Origin of the sequence: Saccharopolyspora elongata, assembly GCF_004348985.1 — a bacterium.
Taxonomy (GTDB): Bacteria; Actinomycetota; Actinomycetes; order Mycobacteriales; family Pseudonocardiaceae; genus Saccharopolyspora; species Saccharopolyspora elongata.
Genome location: NZ_SMKW01000133.1, coordinates 1 through 16748, shown reverse-complemented (window position 1 = coordinate 16748; position 16748 = coordinate 1). Strand labels below are relative to the sequence as shown.

General features: G+C 68.9%; 18 protein-coding genes and 1 pseudogene. 11 read left to right on the top strand and 8 right to left on the bottom strand.

From position 1 onward, the window contains the following. Positions 1–478: 478 nt before the first annotated feature. The gene (gene argG, locus E1288_RS43805) at positions 479–1927 is read left to right on the top strand and encodes an argininosuccinate synthase (RefSeq protein ID WP_132494926.1); all 1449 of its coding nucleotides are present in this window, start codon (positions 479–481) and stop codon (positions 1925–1927) included. Here argG and E1288_RS43800 read toward each other — a convergent pair. Continuing rightward, positions 1885–2316 (bottom strand): hypothetical protein, encoded by a 432-nt coding sequence (locus E1288_RS43800; protein WP_132494924.1) that lies wholly within the window; start codon positions 2314–2316, stop codon positions 1885–1887. The two genes, argG and E1288_RS43800, sit on opposite strands and share 43 nt — an antisense overlap. A 90-nt stretch (positions 2317–2406) precedes the next feature. On the opposite strand from E1288_RS43800, the gene E1288_RS43795 reads away from it, so the two are divergent. Further along, positions 2407–2850: a MarR family winged helix-turn-helix transcriptional regulator gene (locus E1288_RS43795; protein WP_132494922.1), complete on the top strand. Its 444-nt coding sequence runs from the start codon at positions 2407–2409 to the stop codon at positions 2848–2850. A 107-nt stretch (positions 2851–2957) separates the two neighbouring features. Next, positions 2958–3866, top strand: a complete 909-nt coding sequence (locus E1288_RS48390; protein WP_268952024.1) for a LysE family transporter — start codon at positions 2958–2960, stop codon at positions 3864–3866. A gap of 10 nt (positions 3867–3876) precedes the next feature. Here E1288_RS48390 and E1288_RS43785 read toward each other — a convergent pair whose 3' ends face one another. Then, positions 3877–4683 carry an ABC transporter ATP-binding protein gene (locus tag E1288_RS43785; RefSeq protein ID WP_132494918.1) on the bottom strand — a complete coding sequence of 269 codons (807 nt, stop codon included), beginning with the start codon at positions 4681–4683 and terminating at the stop codon, positions 3877–3879. A 301-nt stretch (positions 4684–4984) separates the two neighbouring features. On the opposite strand from E1288_RS43785, the gene E1288_RS43780 reads away from it, so the two are divergent. The 4 genes from E1288_RS43780 to E1288_RS43765 are packed head-to-tail and all read left to right on the top strand — an operon-like array spanning position 4985 to position 7936. Beyond that, positions 4985–6025: a s-methyl-5-thioribose-1-phosphate isomerase gene (locus E1288_RS43780; RefSeq protein WP_132494916.1), complete on the top strand. Its 1041-nt coding sequence runs from the start codon at positions 4985–4987 to the stop codon at positions 6023–6025. Continuing rightward, entirely contained in the window at positions 6022–6741 is a 720-nt protein-coding gene (gene mtnC, locus E1288_RS43775; protein ID WP_132494914.1) for an acireductone synthase, read from the top strand. The genes E1288_RS43780 and mtnC overlap by 4 nt, the downstream gene beginning before the upstream one ends. Beyond that, positions 6738–7364, top strand: coding sequence for a methylthioribulose 1-phosphate dehydratase (gene mtnB, locus E1288_RS43770; RefSeq protein ID WP_132494912.1), 627 nt, complete (start codon positions 6738–6740; stop codon positions 7362–7364). The genes mtnC and mtnB overlap by 4 nt, the downstream gene beginning before the upstream one ends. Continuing rightward, on the top strand, positions 7361–7936 hold the full coding sequence (locus E1288_RS43765) for a 1,2-dihydroxy-3-keto-5-methylthiopentene dioxygenase (protein ID WP_132494910.1): 576 nt from the start codon (positions 7361–7363) through the stop codon (positions 7934–7936). The genes mtnB and E1288_RS43765 overlap by 4 nt, the downstream gene beginning before the upstream one ends. 282 nt (positions 7937–8218) lie before the next feature. On the opposite strand, the pseudogene E1288_RS50025 reads toward E1288_RS43765, so the two are convergent. Continuing rightward, positions 8219–8557: pseudogene (locus E1288_RS50025) on the bottom strand (thiamine pyrophosphate-dependent enzyme); the annotation flags it as partial. Positions 8558–8590: 33 nt separating this feature from the next. Beyond that, positions 8591–9184 (bottom strand): TetR/AcrR family transcriptional regulator, encoded by a 594-nt coding sequence (locus tag E1288_RS43755; protein WP_132494909.1) that lies wholly within the window; start codon positions 9182–9184, stop codon positions 8591–8593. A gap of 126 nt (positions 9185–9310) precedes the next feature. Between E1288_RS43755 and E1288_RS43750 the strand changes: the two genes are divergently transcribed. Both E1288_RS43750 and E1288_RS43745 read left to right on the top strand, forming a co-directional pair. Then, positions 9311–9784 carry a nuclear transport factor 2 family protein gene (locus E1288_RS43750; protein ID WP_132494907.1) on the top strand — a complete coding sequence of 158 codons (474 nt, stop codon included), beginning with the start codon at positions 9311–9313 and terminating at the stop codon, positions 9782–9784. 38 nt (positions 9785–9822) lie between these two features. Further along, the gene (locus tag E1288_RS43745) at positions 9823–10278 is read left to right on the top strand and encodes an alpha/beta fold hydrolase (protein ID WP_235884230.1); all 456 of its coding nucleotides are present in this window, start codon (positions 9823–9825) and stop codon (positions 10276–10278) included. Positions 10279–10434: 156 nt separating this feature from the next. Here E1288_RS43745 and E1288_RS43735 read toward each other — a convergent pair whose 3' ends face one another. From E1288_RS43735 to E1288_RS43720, 4 genes are all read right to left on the bottom strand, one after another. Next, on the bottom strand, positions 10435–11097 hold the full coding sequence (locus E1288_RS43735) for a TetR/AcrR family transcriptional regulator (RefSeq protein WP_165968591.1): 663 nt from the start codon (positions 11095–11097) through the stop codon (positions 10435–10437). Between the two features lie 242 nt (positions 11098–11339). After that, positions 11340–12557 (bottom strand): FAD-dependent oxidoreductase, encoded by a 1218-nt coding sequence (locus E1288_RS43730; protein ID WP_165968590.1) that lies wholly within the window; start codon positions 12555–12557, stop codon positions 11340–11342. Positions 12558–13204: 647 nt separating this feature from the next. Further along, positions 13205–13966 carry an alpha/beta fold hydrolase gene (locus tag E1288_RS43725; RefSeq protein WP_132494901.1) on the bottom strand — a complete coding sequence of 254 codons (762 nt, stop codon included), beginning with the start codon at positions 13964–13966 and terminating at the stop codon, positions 13205–13207. A gap of 183 nt (positions 13967–14149) precedes the next feature. Next, a complete protein-coding gene (locus E1288_RS43720) occupies positions 14150–15091 on the bottom strand; it encodes a TetR/AcrR family transcriptional regulator C-terminal domain-containing protein (RefSeq protein ID WP_132494899.1) in 942 nt (313 codons plus the stop codon). 196 nt (positions 15092–15287) lie between these two features. Here E1288_RS43720 and E1288_RS43715 point away from each other — a divergent pair, with 196 nt between their 5' ends. Both E1288_RS43715 and E1288_RS43710 read left to right on the top strand, forming a co-directional pair. Further along, entirely contained in the window at positions 15288–16019 is a 732-nt protein-coding gene (locus E1288_RS43715; protein WP_132494897.1) for a DUF2306 domain-containing protein, read from the top strand. 64 nt (positions 16020–16083) lie between these two features. Continuing rightward, the coding region (locus E1288_RS43710; protein ID WP_235884229.1) for an MFS transporter at positions 16084–16748 on the top strand (665 nt) is incomplete at its 3' end.

Below are 16748 nucleotides of genomic sequence, written 5' to 3'. Positions count from 1 at the left end.
GGTCCCCGGTCGGGCGGCCACGCTGCACGGCCGGCTCGGTTCCGCCATCGCCACCCGGCAGCCGGGCCTTCGTGTTCGGCACCCCGCCGATTCTGCCACACAATTTTCATAACGACTGTTGTGTAAAATCGAGCCACGGTCGCCCTCGAAGCCGTCGGCGCAAGCCTGGCCGACATCGTCGAGCCGACCACGTTCCACACCGATCCAACGGCATTCACCCAGTTCGGGACGGAGTACATCCCCGACTGGCAGTCGTCGTGGTCCGCGGTCGGAGGCCAGCGCGTCCGCGGACTCCGCATGTCATCGACATGGGCTGCACCCAGGGCGATCCGGGCGCAGCCTGACGACTTCCACTAGAAGGAGTCCTGTAGCCGGAGTTGCGGCGTTGACGTGGTTTCCTGGGGTTTCCGAGTTGCGGCGTGGGCTGTCGTGCACCCCAGTTTTGCATGATCATACGTCGCAATGCATACTCTCTTCCATGTCCAAGGTTCTCACCTCCCTGCCCACCGGCGAGCGCGTCGGCATCGCCTTCTCCGGGGGCCTCGACACCTCTGTCGCGGTCGCGTGGATGCGCGACAAGGGCGCCGTCCCGTGCACCTACACCGCCGACATCGGCCAGTACGACGAGCCCGACATCGCCTCGGTGCCCGGTCGTGCGCTGACCTACGGTGCCGAGCTCGCGCGCCTGGTCGACTGCCGCGCGGCGCTGGTCGAGGAGGGCTTGGCCGCGCTCACCTGCGGTGCGTTCCACATCCGCTCCGCCGGGCGCCCGTACTTCAACACCACGCCGCTGGGCCGGGCCGTCACGGGAACCCTGCTGGTCCGGGCGATGCTCGAGGACGACGTGCAGATCTGGGGCGACGGCTCGACCTACAAGGGCAACGACATCGAGCGGTTCTACCGGTACGGCCTGCTGGCCAACCCGCAGCTGCGCATCTACAAGCCGTGGCTGGACGCGGACTTCGTGTCCGAGCTCGGTGGCCGCAAGGAGATGTCGGAGTGGCTGCTGGCGCACGACCTGCCCTACCGGGACAGCGCCGAGAAGGCCTACTCGACCGACGCCAACATCTGGGGCGCGACCCACGAGGCCAAGACGCTGGAGCACCTCGACACCGGCATCGAGACCGTGGACCCGATCATGGGCGTGCGGTTCTGGGATCCGGAGGTCGAGGTCGCCACCGAGGACGTGACGATCGGCTTCGAGCAGGGCCGCCCGGTGACGATCAACGGCAAGAAGTTCGCCACCGCGGTCGACCTGGTGATCGAGGCGAACGCGATCGGCGGCCGGCACGGCCTGGGCATGTCGGACCAGATCGAGAACCGGGTGATCGAGGCCAAGAGCCGCGGCATCTACGAGGCGCCGGGGATGGCGTTGCTGCACGCCGCGTACGAGAGGCTGGTCAACGCGATCCACAACGAGGACACCCTGGCGTACTACCACAACGAGGGCCGGCGGCTGGGCCGGTTGATGTACGAGGGCCGGTGGCTGGACCCGCAAGCGCTGATGGTGCGGGAGTCGCTGCAGCGCTGGGTCGGCACGGCGATCACCGGCGAGGTGACGCTGCGGCTGCGGCGTGGTGAGGACTACTCGATCCTGGACACCACCGGCCCGGCGTTCAGCTACCACCCGGACAAGCTGTCGATGGAGCGCACCGAGGACTCGGCGTTCGGCCCGGTGGACCGGATCGGCCAGCTCACGATGCGCAACCTCGACATCGCGGACTCGCGCGCCAAGCTGGAGCAGTACGCGGGCATCGGCATGGTCGGCACCGGTCACCCGGCGCTCATCGGTGCCGCGCAGGCGGCGTCGACAGGGCTGATCGGGGCGATGCCGCAGGGTGGTGCCGAGGCGATCGCCTCCCGCGGCCGGGACTCCGAGGAGGGTCAGACCCTCGACCGGGCCGCGATGGAGTACGGCACGGACTGATCCGCGCTCTTGTGGGCCGGGTGGGGCGTCCCACCCGGCCCACAACGGCTTTTCGGGGTGTTCACCGCGTCGGGACGCAGGTCGGAGACGGGCACCAGGATCGACTGCGGGTAGCCGCTCCCTTCGCTGACGACCGCGCAGAAAGCGGTGTGGTGGCCGCCTTCCCACGCGGTTTGGTCCGGCGCGAGTGCGCCCAGGGAGTCTCCAGCACGTCGCACACGAGCACCAAGGCGGTCAGCACTTTCGCGGCGGTGGCCACGCCGGTCACCGGCCGGGGCGTCGTGGAAGCGATCGCGGGCTTGCAGGTCCAGGCCCGCGGTGATCGCCATGTGCGGGGCGACGTAGGTCGTGACGACCGCCAGCGCCGTGACCGGCCAGGCGGCCCGCAAGCCAAAGGACGCCTCAGCTCACCTGCTCATCTAGCCGGAGTACCGCCGTCAGCGCAGATCGCATCCAGCTGAGCGGGATCGTCAGGACAGGTGGTTCTCGATTGCGGTGGCTCCGGCGTCGGCGCCGCCAGCGGCTCGGATCGCTTCACGCATGCTGGTGAGGTTCTTGCGGACGACGGTGTCGGCTGCGAGGCGCTCGATGCGTTCGCGGAGTTGGGCCGGCGTGGGCTTGTCGATGTCCAGGCGGAGCAGGCCGGCTACGTGCGACGCGAACGAGACGCCGGCGACCGCCGCAGGGTCGTGCTGGCCGTCACCGAGACGGCCGCGACCCGCTCCCTGGCCGCGGTGCGGCCACTGACCGACTCGGTTGCGAGCATCACCGACGAACTGGACGAGCCGGCCCGACGCGCAGTCGCCGACTACCTCGGCCAGGTCGCCGAGGTGATGCGCACCTTCACCGGCAACGAGCCCGTCGCCCAGCACGCGGCGACCGAGACCGGGGTTGCGGAACACCGGAACGGTGGGCAGCGCTAAGCCCGCGTGGGCGCCAGTCGCCGTGGTGTTCGCCGTGGGCACAGATAACGCTCCGTTATCCGCGGCGAACCTAGACTGGTCGGGTGCAGGTGTGGTAGCAGGACGGGATCGAGCTCTTCGTCGCTGCGCCTGCGTCGGGTGGGTTCGCCCGGCACAGCCATGACGAGTACGTCATCAGCACGAACGTCTGCGGTGTCGAGGACGTCCGGCTGGATCGTCGCCATTTCACGCTGGGCACTGACGAACTGACCCTGTACAACCCGGGCGAGGTGCAATCGTGCCAAGCCGTGGTCGGCGATGACGAGCGGTGGTCGTGCGTCAGCGTCTACGTCGCCCCGGAGGTCGTCACGCGCAAGCTCGGCTACGAGGCGGAGTTCCACGAGCCGGTCGTGACAGCACCAGCGCTGAGAGCCGAGCTGTTGAGGTTGGCCTTGTCGCCGGTGGACGCCACCACACCTCACCTGGTCCAGCGGCTGCTCGACGCGGTGTTCACCCAGGCGCCCCTCGGTCCCGGGCGGTTTTCGCCTGAGGTGGCGCAAGCGCACTCCTGGCTCTCGGGCGACGCTGGTCGGGAGTCGTTGGAGCCGTTGAGCATTGGGCAGGTAGCCGCCCAGCTTGGCTGGTCGCGAGAGACCTTCACCAGGCGGTTCACGCAGGCGACCGGGACGCCGCCGTATGCCTGGCACCTCCAGGAGCGGTTGCGGCGTGCGCGTCGGCTGCTGCGGCAGGGGCTCTCGGTCGGTGCGGCCATGTCCCTGACGAATCCCATGAACGTCGTCTACTGGGGTGGCGCCGCCGCGGCCGTGAGTGGTGCCCTCGGCGAGGAACCGTCTTGGCAATCGATGGCTGTCTTCTTCATCGGGTTCTTCGCCGCCTCACTGCTGTGGTGCTGGATCTGCGCCGGAGCTATCGCGCTGTTCCGGCGAGCACTGCCGGCGCGAGGCGTGCGGGCGATCGAGGCCGTGTGCGGACTCAGCCTGGTCGGCCTCGGGATCTGGCTGGCCGCGTCCATCTGACGTACGCCGCTCATCGGTCGGCGCGGGCGTGCCAGCGGCCGTCGGTTCGGGTGATGCGGACCGGGTGGTCGAAGCACTTGCTGACCTCGTCGGTGGTCAGCACATCGTCCACTCCCCCAGCGGCCAGGCAGCGACCTTCGCGCAGCAGCATGGCGTGGGTGGTGCTGGCGGGGAGTTCTTCGAGGTGGTGGGTCACCAGCACGGTGGCCAGTTCGGGGTGTTCGGCGCGCAGTTCGTCGAGGCTGGTGAGCAGCTGTTCGCGGGCTGCGAGGTCCAGGCCGGTGGCGGGTTCGTCGAGCAGCAGCAGCCGCGGGAGGGGCATGAGGGCGCGGGCGATGAGGGCGCGGCCGCGTTCGCCCTGGGAAAGGGTGGTCCAGCGGGCATCGGTCTTGCCGCCCATGCCGAGCATGCCGATCAGGCGGTCGGCCTGCCGGGACTGTTCGTCGGTGGGCTGCCAGCGCGGGACCGGTTCGGTGGTGTTGGTGGCGCCGGTGAGCACGACGTCGCGGACCCGCAGCGGGCTCTGCAGGGGGTGGCGGGGGTTGATGTGGCCGACGTAGGAGCGCAGTTGCCGCATGTCGACCCGGCCGAGCCGGTGCCCGAGGACTTCGACCGTTCCGCGGGTGGGGTGGCTGACGGCGCCGAGGAGGTTCAGCAGGGTGCTCTTGCCGGCGCCGTTGGCGCCCAGCAGCGCCCAGTGCTGGCCGCGGTGGACCTCCAGCGAGATCGACTGCAGCAGGTAGTTCCCGTCGCGGACGACGTCGATGTCGGTGACCCGCAGGACGGGGCCGGTCTCGGTGGGCCGGGAGTCGATCACTGGTTGGCCTCCAGGATCTCGCGCCCGGGCGCGGCCGGGTGCTCGTGTGACGTGGCACGGGGTCGGACGCGGGGCTCGACTCGGCCTCGGCGCGGCCCTCGGGAGACATCCCGGAATGGGCGGTGGCGCGGGCCCGGTGTCGCACCGCGGTCCCGGTGTCGCCGGGCCGCTGACCGTCCGATCATGGTCGGTACCGGAACCCTACCGGTTCCGCGATGTGGATCGTGTTGCCGGTGCGGCGCCCGGGATCGATACCCTGGTGAAAACCTGTTCACCTGCTATTGCGCTAGTTGAGGATTCGATGCCACCACCTGCCGCACGCCCGGGGTTGCCGACGCTGGCCGACAGCGTGCGGCTGGCCGAGGACGGGGTCCACATCCTGGATCGCCGGGTGTTCCCGTTCGAGCACCGGTGGGTGCACGCCCGCACCGTCGAGGAGGTCGCCGCGGCGATCGAGGACATGGTGACGCAGTCGTCCGGGCCGTACTTCGCGGTGCTGTGGGGCATGGTGCTGGCCGCTCGGGAGACGGCCGGGCAGGATCCGGAGACCGCGCGCGAGCGGCTGCGGGCCGCCGGCGACCGGTTGATCGCCACCCGCCCGACCAACGACCAGCCGCGCAAGGCCGTGGAGTGGGTCATGGCGTCGGTGGACACCGGCGGCGATGACGTGGCCGCCGCGGCGCTGACCGGTGCGCGGGCCGGCGACGAGGACTACCGGCGGCGCAGCCGTGAGATGGGGCGCGCCGGTGCGGCTCTGCTGCCGGAGGGCGGCCGGGTCCTGACGCACTGCTGGGGCGATCTGTACCTGGTGGGGCTGGTCGAGGCGGCGCTGGAGACCGGCAAACGGCCGTCGTTCGTGTGCACCGAGACCCGCCCGTACCTGCAGGGCGCGCGGCTGACCGCGGAGACGCTGGCGGAGATGGGCGTGGACACCACGCTGGTCACCGACGGCATGCCGGCGTCGCTGATGCGGGCGGGCGAGATCGACGCGTTGGTGACCGCGAGCGACCGGGTCACCATGGACGGGCACGTGATCAACAAGGTGGGGACGTTGCAGCTGGCGGTGGCCGCGAACGCCTTCGGGGTGCCCTTCCACGCGTTGTGCCACGCCCCGGATCCGGCCTCGGCCACCGGCGCGGATGTGCCGATCGAGTTCCGCGACGGCGACGAGGTGCTGCACACCCTGGGGCGGCGCAGCGCCAGCGAGCGGGTGCGGGGACTGTACCCGGCCTTCGACATCACCGATCCGCGGTTCGTGACCACGGTGGTGACCGACCAGGGCGCGTTCGCGCCGGACCGGGTGCACGAGTACTGGAACGAGGAACGGGGGACGGCACGGTGAGCGTGCAGGTCGCGGCCAGGTGGGTCGTGCTGGACATCGAGGGAACGCTGACCGCCACCAGCCAGGTGCACGTGGTGCTCTACGACTACGCGCGGCCGCGGCTGGGGCCGTGGATCGACGCGCACGGCGACGATCCGGTGGTCGCCGGGGCGGTGGCGCAGGTCAAGGCCGACGCCGGGTTGGGCGAGCAGGCCGGCACCGCCGAGGTGGTGGCGGTGCTGCACGGCTGGATGGACGCCGACCGCAAGGCCAGCCCGTTGAAGACGTTGCAGGGGCTGATCTGGGCCGATGGGTACGCCCGCGGGGACCTGACCACCGACTACTTCGCGGACGTGGTGCCGGCGTTGCGGTCGTGGCTGGACCGGGGCCTGCGGCTGGCGGTGTTCTCCTCGGGGTCGGTGGCCGGGCAGGTCGCGTCGTTCTCCAACACGACCTCCGGTGACCTGCGGGGGCTGTTCTCGCACCACTTCGACACGGTCAACGCCGGGCCGAAGCGGGAGCGCGCCTCCTACGACGCGATCGCCGCGGGGCTGGGTTCGGCCTCGGGCGAGATCGTGTTCCTCTCGGATGTGCCGGCCGAGCTGGATGCCGCCGCGGCGGCGGGCTGGCGGACCGTGGGCGTGGCCCGGGCCGGGGAGCCGTTCGCGGACGCCGATTTCGGATCGCACCCGGTGGTGTCCACTTTCGACGATGTTGAGCTTGGGGTGATCGTGTGAGCGTCGGTCTGGAGCAGGCCGGGGCGGCGTTGGCCGCGGAGTCGGCGCGGATGGCGGGGCTGGGCTGGATGCGCGGCACGTCCGGCAACCTGTCGGTGACGTTGCAGCGGGAGCCGCTGCGGCTGGCGGTGACGGCCAGCGGACTGGACAAGGGCGAGCTGACCGGCGAGGACGTGGTGGTCGTGGACTCCGCCGGGGCGGCGGTGCCCGATCAGCCCAATCCCGCGCAGCGGCCGTCGGCGGAGGCGGGGTTGCACGCGCGGATCGCGGCGGTGGCCGGCGCGGGTGCGGTGGTGCACGTGCACATGCTCTCGGCCGTGGTGGCCGGGCAGCGCTGGCCCGGTGGCGTGGTGCTGCGGGATCTGGAGATGCTCAAGGGTCTCGGACGCCGCGACGACGATGTGATGACGGTGCCGGTGGTGCCCAACAGCCAGGACATGGGCGTGTTGGGTGATGCGTTCGAGGCGGGTTTCGACGCCGCGACACCGGCGGTGATCGTGGCCCGGCACGGCTTGTACGTGTGGGGCCGGGATCTGGTGCAGGCACGGCACCGCACGGAATGCTTGGACTGGCTGTTCCAGTTCACCTTGGCCACGAACGGAATCCAGGAGGGTTTGGCATGACGTTGCTGACTGTGTGGCCGGACACCGATCCCGGCGCGGTGGAGCTGCGCACCGAGGACGGCGAGCGGATCGCGGACGTCCTCAAGCAGTTCGGGGTGCGCTTCGAGCGCTGGGAACTCAAGGAACTGGCGGCGGACGCGTCCGCCGACGACGTGCTGGCCGCGTATCGCGCCGAGGTCGACCGGGTCATCGACGCCGAGGGCTACATCAAGGTGGACGCGGCGGTGATGACGCCGCGCGACGGTGATCCGGAGTGGGCGCAGCAGGCGAAGGCGGCGCGGGAGAAGTTCCTGTCGGAGCACACCCACGACGATGACGAGGACCGGTTCTTCGCCCGCGGTGCCGGGGTCTTCTACCTGCACATCGGCGGGAAGGTGTACGCGGTGCTGTGCGAGGCGGGTGACCTGCTGAGCGTGCCGGCGAACACCACGCACTGGTTCGACATGGGGACGCGCCCGGATTTCGTGGCGATCCGGTTCTTCCACGACGAGGACGGCTGGGTGGGCGATTTCTGCGCCACGGACACCGCGGAGCGGTTCCCGTCGTTCGACGAGTTGATGGCCTCGCGGTGAGGCCGGCGCCGGGTGCGGATTCTCCTTCCGTACCCGGCTTCTTCTTCTGCGGATCCGGTTCGGTATGACCGCGCCTGCACATCGTGGTGATGAGCGCATTGCCGGGTTTCCTGTAGCGGCAGCGCGATCTGGTGGCGTGGAAGGTTTCCGGGCCTCGGATGCGGTGTGGCGGTCGGTGGCGACACCGACGGGTTTGACCCTGGGGCCTGGTGCGTCGAGCTGGCCGAGGCGGCGGGTGAGGCGGAGGTTCTCGCTGTAGTCGACCGGGCAGGCGATGACCGAGACTCCGGGGTCGCCCAGCGCGGTGCGCAGCGTGGGCAGCAGGTCTGCGGCGCTGGCTATTCGGTATCCCTTCGCTTCGAAACTCTCCGCGTAGCGAACGATGTCCGGGTTGGTGAAGGACGTGGCGGCGTGTTCGCCGACTTCGAGGTTCATCTTCCACTCGATGAGCCCGTAGCCGTTGCCCTCCCAGATCAGCACGGTGAGCGGGATGTTCTCGCGGACGGCGGTCTCGATTTCCTGGGATGCATGACGGCTAGCTCCGCCGCGCGGTGCTGATCTCCTGCAGAGAATGCGCCGGGCTTGGTCATGGTGCCGCCCCCGCCCAGGGGTCGCATCCACCGTAGTTGCGTGAGGAGCCGCTGGCTGGACGAGCTACTGGGGATGGGCGGGCGTGACCTCCTCGTCGCCCTCCCTGGGCGTTCGCATCAGCAGGCGGGCGGCATCGCGTGCGCGGAGTGCTGGTTCGGGGGAGCCGGAGATCGCGGCGGTGGTGATCGCCCCTTCGGCGAGCAAAGCGAGTTGCTCGGCCAGTTCGGCGGGCCGACCGGTCGCCGCCACCAGGCCTGCGAGGTAGTCCTGGAAGGCCTGCTTGTGCTGCCGGACCTGCTCGGCGACCTCGGCCGAGACCGCCCCGAGCTCGCCGAAGGAGTTGATGAAGGCACATCCGCGGTAATCCGGTTCGGAGAACCACGTGTGCAGCCAGTCGAAGACCGCGACGATCCGCTCCTCGGGCGTCGGCTGCGCGTCAACGTGGACGGCGAGGGCCCGCCGCCACCGCAGGTCGCGGTGGTGCAGGAACTCCCGCACGAGCGCCTCCTTGGACGGGAACACCTGGTAGAGGCGCTTAAGTGACACCCCGGAAGCGTTGCGCACCGCATCCATCCCGACCGCCTGGATACCCCGGGAGTAGAACAGCTCCTCGGCCGCCTCCAGCACCCGTTCCCGGGCCGTTTCCTGGTCCAACATCTGTACCCCCCTTGCGCGGAGAACCATCGTTCTCTACCGTAGCAGATATCGCGAGAACGAGCGTTCTCCCGGTTGTCGAGCTGCTTACCGGACTCGCGTGGAGTCCCAGAACTCGGAGGAGTTGACATGACCGACACGACCCGCCCGCCGGTGCCACCGTTCACCCGGGAGACCGCCCTTGAGAAGGTTCGACTGGCCGAGGACGCCTGGAATTCCCGTGACCCTCGGAAGGTGTCGCTGGGCTACACGAAGGAATCCCGCTGGCGCAACCGCTCGGAGTTCGCCACCGGCCGCGACGAGATCGTCGCGCTGCTGACCCGCAAGTGGACTACCGAGCTCGACTACCGGCTGATCAAGGAGTTGTGGGCCTACGACGGTGACCGCATCGCGGTGCGCTTCGCCTACGAGCACCGCGACGACGCCGGCAACTGGTACCGCTCCTACGGCAACGAGAACTGGGAGTTCGACGAGCACGGCCTGATGCACACCCGCCACGCCTCGATCAACACCCTCCCGATCGCCGAATCCGAGCGCAAGTACTTCTGGCCGCTTGGCCGTCGTCCCGACGACCATCCCGGACTCAGCGACTTCGGATTCTGAGAAGCAGGTTCCGCGCCAACCGTGCACACGTGGGCTTGGTGTCCAGCGCGCCCCCGTCTCGCTGGACACCAGCCGACCTCAACACGCTGATGGAGACCCTGGACCTGCGCGACACCACGTTGGTCGGATTCTCCATGGGGACCGGCGAGGTGACCCGCTACCTGGGCACCTACGGCTCCCAGCGGGTCCGCAAGGCGGTGCTCTTGGCTTCGGTGCCGCCGTTTCTGCTCAAGACCGACGACAACCCCGAAGGCGTCGACCAGAGCGTGTTCGACGAGATCATGGCGGCCATCGTTGCCGACCGCCCCGCCTACCTGAAGGACTTCCTGGACAACTTCTACAACGTCGACAAGCTGCGGCCAGACCGCATCAGCGACCAGGCCTGGCAGATGAGCTGGAACGTTGCCACCGCCGCATCCGTGGCGGAACCACGGCGTACCTCAGCAGCAGTCAGCGACCAAGGTCAACTCGTAAACCAGCAGGTCACGACTTAGCGCCAGTTTTCGTTCCGATGTTCCTCAACCCCCGACAAGGGTGCCGCGATGCCCTAGATCGCGCAGAAACTCGTGATCAAGACTGGCGAGAACGCCGGCCGTCACCCATCGGTCGCCTCGCTTTATCGCGGGTGCCAGCCGGTGACTCAGGTCATCTTATTGGGAGGTTTCTGCCGGGGTGGTGGTCGTCGTGGAGCTGCGATTTCCGGTGAGGAAAAGTGTGGTGACGCGTTCTATGTAATCGGAGCGGTCGCCACGCGACTGTGGTTGCTCAATTCCTAAGAGCAGTCGTTCTCGTGGATCGAACAAGATCATGCCGCTGAATATACGTGCTGCCTCGTGTGGGTCGGGGCACTGCAGGAGCCCACGCGCGGCAGCGTCGCTGAGGATAGTGGCAACGGCGTTGTCGAAGTGTCTGATGCCCTCGTCGTAGACGAGCCGTCCCAGCTGGGGGAATCGACCTGATTCAGCGAAGGTCAGGCGTTGCATTTTTAGGCCTTCATCGCTGGTGAGAACGTCGAAGAGAAGTGTGCCGGCGTGCGTGAGCGCCTCTTTTAGATCGCGGCCGGTGAGGGGTGAGGCGGCTGCGTGGCGCAAGGGCTCGACTATGCGCTGCCGCAAAGAGTTGACCAACTCGAGGAACAGGGATTCCTTGTTTTCGAAGTGCCGGTACAGCGTTTCCAGGGAGCAGCCGGCTTGCTCGGCGATGGCTCGGATCGACGTGCCTGCGTAGCCGCGATCGAGAAGAACGGTCAAGGCTGCGGCCGCGATCTGTTCTCTGCGGATGGGACCCCGACGTGGCCGTTCCCGGAGTGTCATCATCTCAGCCTACCGATCAGGTGAGGTGTCGACGCAGACGTGTGCTGGGAGCCGGAGTGGTTGATCGCCGTGCCTGGCTGTGAAACGCCCCGGACGCCTGCCCACACTAGAGCAAATGTTGAGGCGTGTTCGAGGTCGTCATGTGTGCGTCTTGAATTGCACAACACTCACTTGGCCAGCGAGGTCCCCCCCCCCGCCGGCCAAGACGATGGCGCAGCTCGAGCGACGCCAGACATGACGTTCTACGAGTCGACTGGTGCTACGGCGGCTGTGTGATCTTCATCGAGCTCGCGGACACCGTTCAACGAAGCCCGCACCGCCTGGAAACCGTCGCGTCGGAGCAGGTGTTCGTAGCCGCCGATCGCGTGCTCCCATGCCCGGCCGCCGGGGTGCACGGACAGGATCGCGTCGGCGAGCCGGCGCGCGTCCTGCAGGGCGGAGTTGGCCCCTGACGCCCTGGTGGGCAACATCGCGTGGATGGCGTCTCCGAGCAAGGTGACCCGGCCCGGTGTCCACGCGGGGACTTCGCGGGAGGTTCCCATTGCCAGGCCGAAGAACTGGTCGGGAAATGCCTGGTCGAGCAGGAGCCGAAACACGGGGTGAGCCGTCGCGGTGACGGTCCGTAGATGGTCGGACAAGCTCGCGGGTGACCGGCGGGTGAAGTCACGGTCGAGGTCCCCGAGCTGGTGACGGCGCAACAACAGCCCCCACATGACGTAGTCATGCAGGTCACCCGGATCGAAGCCAGGTACGAGCCGTTGCGCGGCGGCAGCGGGCTGTTCTCCGAAGCGGACCGCGCCGATGATCGCCTGCACGTCGCCGATCGCGGTCAAGGTAAAACTGCCTTCGATCCGGTCGATCACACCGGTGGCGATCAGCTCACGCGTGATCGGTGTCTTCGCCTGCAACAGCCGCAATCCGCTGTCGTTGACCGTAGCCTCGGGCAGCCGTAGCCGGCGCACAGCGGATCCGATGCCATCCGCCCCGACGAGAAGGTCGGCTTCGTCCACCGTCCCGTCGGCGAACCGGGCGGTGACCCCTGCCGCGTGCTCGGTGTAGCCGGTCAACGCCGTACCGAATCGGATCGTGTCGTGCACGCCATGGGCGAGGAGCCGTCGCACGATACGACGACTCGCCGACGCGCCCGGTCGTATCGCGTCAGGACTCCCCTCCCGACCGGTAGACCTCCGACGCTTCACGATCGCGAGATCGGATTCGTCGAGGATGGTGACGTACTCGTCGGGCTGCCCCAGGGTCGCGTCAAGGAATCTGCTTTCGGAGGCGGAAAGGCAGGCGTGTAGCGCGCCGAGCCCACGCTCGTCGAGGTGGATTCGCGCCCCCTGTGGCCGTTGTTCAAGGGCCTCGTCACGCTCATGGACAAGTACGTCGATATCCGCGCGGCGCAGAAATCGGGCAAGCGCGAGCCCGCCGAGTCCCGCGCCGACGATGATGACGCGCATTCGTACTCCAATTTTGAGGTTGTCAATTGACATTGCTGTCGCGGTTCGTGGCGGCGTGGAGGTGCCGACGCGGAATCGATGACACCGGCGGCCAGTGACGTCACCGCGGGTTGGCCGATTAGCGTGATGCCTGGTGGAAGACCGAGCGGACCGGTGCTCGAGGTCACTGCAGAGGTGGTTTACCAGGTTGTGTGCGTACTCGAACTCAGCTACTTCCGTGGCGGGCAAATTCGGAAGCGTCGCAAGAGCGCAGGAATCGGGATCGACAGCTCAAACCGAGCCAGGCGCTCGGGCGACTTGTCATATCGGACAACGACACTTCGGCTTTCACAGTCACTCTCTCCTTCAAAGCAGAAGTGCCTCTCGCCGAACCACGAGTGTCTGCAGCGAAGCCGAGAACCTCAGGGGCGTACTCGGCGGTTCACAACGACGGGAGGACGTCCTTCATGCCGGTGCCCCTATTGCAGAGGCGGTGACGAGCCCGCGGTTGCCGAGCTACGGATGTCCCGCCCGCTGGCGGGTCACCAACGGCAAGTTAACCAGAACGATCGTTTTGGATCAAGCTGACGCGTCGTGCGGTCCGGTGTCCCCCAACTACGCCAGCTGGCTCGGCCTCCCGCTCCGATATGTCCAAGGTGTCGGTCCCCTCAGGTCTGGTCCCCGGTGAGGAACCGCAGGACTCGGGGCAGAGCGTCGGCGGCCCGGTCCCAGCCGGTTTGGTGGTCGGCTCCGGGCAGGGAGAAGAACTCGGTGCCGGTCTGCTGAGCGAAGGTCCGCATCGGGTCGTGCCAGAAGTCCTCGGTGCCGGCGTACATGAGCATCGGGACGTCGGTGGCGGCGAGGGCGTGGTGCTGGCCGGGTTCGTGGGCGAAGGCCTGGAAGTTCGCGCGCAGTGCCGCGGGGTCGGCGGCGTCGATCACGGCGGCCAGTGCGGGGTCGGCGGTGGCCGCTTGGTGCATGAACGGGTAGGGGTCGGTGTCGGCCGGCAGGCCGAGGTGGCGGAGCACTGGGGCGATCGCGGAGCGGAATCCGTCGATGGGGTCGAAGGCGCCGGCGACGAGTCGGGTGAGCCGTTCGGGGGCGCGCACGGCGACGGCGTAGCCGGTGAAGGCTCCCAGCGAGTAGCCCCAGAACGCGGCTTTGGTGGCGCCGGCGGCGTCGAGCACGGCGGTGACGTAGTCGGCGCGTCGGGCCAGGGTGTAGGCCGCGGGGTCGTGCGGGGCGTCGCTTGCGCCGAGGCCCAGCGGGTCCACGGTGATGACGGTGTGGGTCGCGGCGAGGGTCGTGGTGCAGCCGGTTCGGGTCCAGTGCGCGCCGGTCTGGAACATGCCCGGGTGCAGCAGCAGCGGTGGTCCGTCCCCGGCGATCTGGTAGGAGATCCGGTATCCGTTGCTGCGTGCGATGGGCACCCGAATTGCTCCTCGTCGCCGGTGGCTCCCCTGACCGTGGCCCGACGCTACTGGGGTTGCGGCGGCGCTGGGTGTCGTTTCGCTGTGATCGTGGGACGTGTTCGGGCGGCCTGGTGCCTGGCCGGGTGGTCGTGGCGATCGCTGGGGCCGTGCCCGGCGGAGTGCGTCCGGGTCGCCGGCCGGTCAGCGCTTTTCGCGGTGGGTGAGGTGGTGTTCGATGCCGTTGAGCTGGTTGTGCAGGCCGAATTCGAACAGGTCGTCCAGGCCGAGTTCGACGCCGCTGGTCGCGGCGGCGGCCAGGTTCGGGTAGCGGCCGGTTCCCAGCAGGTGCCACATCTCGGGTTCGTCGGTGTCGTGGCGTTGCCTGCTGGTGATGCCGGTTTCCTGGGTGAGTACCGCCTCCAGGGAGTGGCTCATGGCGATGCCGCCGACGTAGCCGTTGAGGCCGACGGCGATGCGCAGTTTGTCGCGGTGGTCGAGGCCGAGTCCGTCGAGGGTGGCGAGTTGCCATTCGACGTGGGCCATGCCGGCCGGCAGCAGCGGCGGCTGGGCCAGTGAGTTGAGGGCGATGGGCGCGAGCCAGGGGTGTCGCCGGTAGGTGGCCCATTGCCGGCGGGCGAGTTCTTCGAGGCGGGCGCGCCAGCCGCGGTGGCCGGCTCCGGGCAGCGGGGTTTCGGCGAAGGCGGCGTCGGCCATGAGCCGGAGGACTTCGTCCTTGTCGGGGACGTGCCGGTACAGGGACATGGTGCCGACGCCGAGTTCGGCGGCCACGCGGCGCATGGACACCGCGGCGCGGCCTTCGCGATCGGCGATACCGATGGCGGTGCGCACGATGCGTTCGCGGCCGGCGGGTTCGGTGGTTCGGGGTGACCGAGGCCGGGTGCGGCGGTGCGCCGCGGGGTCGCTGACGAGGGTGCCGGTGCCGGGGACGGCGTGCACGAGTCCGTGCTGGCGCAGGGCGGCGAGGGCTTTGGTGGCGGTCGCCATGGCCACGCCCCATTCGTCGATGATCTGGCGGGTCGAGGGCACCTTGTCGCCGGGGCGGAGCCGGCCGGAGTCGATGCGGGCGCGGATGTCCTCGGCGATGCGCAGGTACGGCGGTTGGGGCCGGGATCCGGTGGTCATCGCTCCCCTTTCGGTTTCGCACTAGTGCACTACCCCGAGGAATTATAGGAAACCCTGCGGATTCCCCTCAGGCGCACTAGTGCCTTCCCTGTATTTTTCAGGATTCTTCGTTGTACTGCAGCATGTTCGGCGCCTTGTTCAATACGGTGTACGCGTCAGGTACGGGGTACGCATTCTCCTTTTTCGGGGTGGATCGATGAGCGTGGTGGCGGAACGTCCGGTGGTTGCGGAGGAATCGCGGGCGGTGCGGTGGTGGCGGCGGCCGTGGGTGGGCCCGTTGGCGTTGGTCGTGGTGGTGTTCGTGGCGGTGTCGGTGCCGCGGTACCTCACGTTGGATCCGGCGCAGTCGCTGGTGCCGCCCGTGGAGGGGTTCGCGCCGTACTACCCGATGCTCGTGGCGCACGTGCTGTTCGGGTCGGTGGCGATCGTGAGCTGCTGCTTCCAGGTGTGGCCTGCGTTCCGGCGGCGGTATCCGGTGGCGCACCGCTGGATCGGCCGCGCCTACGTCTTCGCCGGGGTGCTGCCCGCGGCGGTGCTGGCGACGGTGATCGGCGCGAAGTCGCCGTTCGGGCCGGTGGCGCGGGTGAGCAACGTGCTGCTGGGGCTGGTGTGGTTCGGCTGCACGCTCGCGGGGTGGCGTGCGGGGCGGGCGCGGCGGTTCGGCGATCACCGCAAGTGGATGGTGCGGTCGTTCGTGCTGACCATCTCCACGGTGACCAACCGGGTGTGGGGGGTGGTGGCAGGTGTGGTGCTGGGCCCGCAGCTGGAGACGACCTTCGGCGGCAACGAGCAGTACATGACGTCGACGATCGCCGGGCTGACGACGTGGCTGGGCTGGGTGGTCCCGCTGATCCTCGCCCAGTTGTGGCTGGACCGGCGGCCGAAGAAACGCGCCCGAGCCGCGGGCCGTTCCGGGGTGCCGGCTTGACCTGGAGTGCGGTGGAGGTTGAACGCTGGGGCAGTCTGGTTCGCCGAGCCGCCCGGGGGTGGTCGTGTCCGCGATCGATGTCGATTCCGCCACCACGGGGGGCTTGTTCTCCCGCCGCTACCGGTCGCTGACCTTCGGCGCGCTCACGTTGATCTCGCTGGTGGCCTTCGAGTACGTGGCGGTGGCCACGGCGATGCCGACGGTCGCGCGTTCCCTGGACGGGTTGGCGCTGTACGCGGTGGCTTTCGGCGGGACGACGGCCGCCGGTGTGGTGAGCATGGTCGTCTCCGGCGGGTGGAGCGACGCGCGCGGGCCGGCGGTGCCGCTGCGGGTGGGGGTCGCGGTGTTCGCCGCGGGGCTGCTGCTGGCCGGGGTGGCGCCGGTGATGTGGGTGCTGGTGGCGGGCCGGATCGTGCAGGGCCTGGGCGGCGGGTTGATCTCGGTGGCCCTGTACGTCGTGGTGGGGCACGTGTTGCCGGAGGAGTTGCGGGCGCGGTTCTTCGGGATGCTGGCCGGGGCGTGGCTGCTGCCGTCGATCGTGGGCCCGCTGGTGGCGGGGCTGCTGGTGGAGAGGTTGAGCTGGCGGTGGGTGTTCCTGGCGACGATGGTGCTGGCAGTGCCCGCGCTGGCGCTGGTCAGCCCGAGCTTGCGCGGGTTGTCCTGGCGTTCGCGGCCGCGGCAGCGCGGGCACTGCCAGCACCATCGTCGCCAGGAACCTGTCTCTTATAC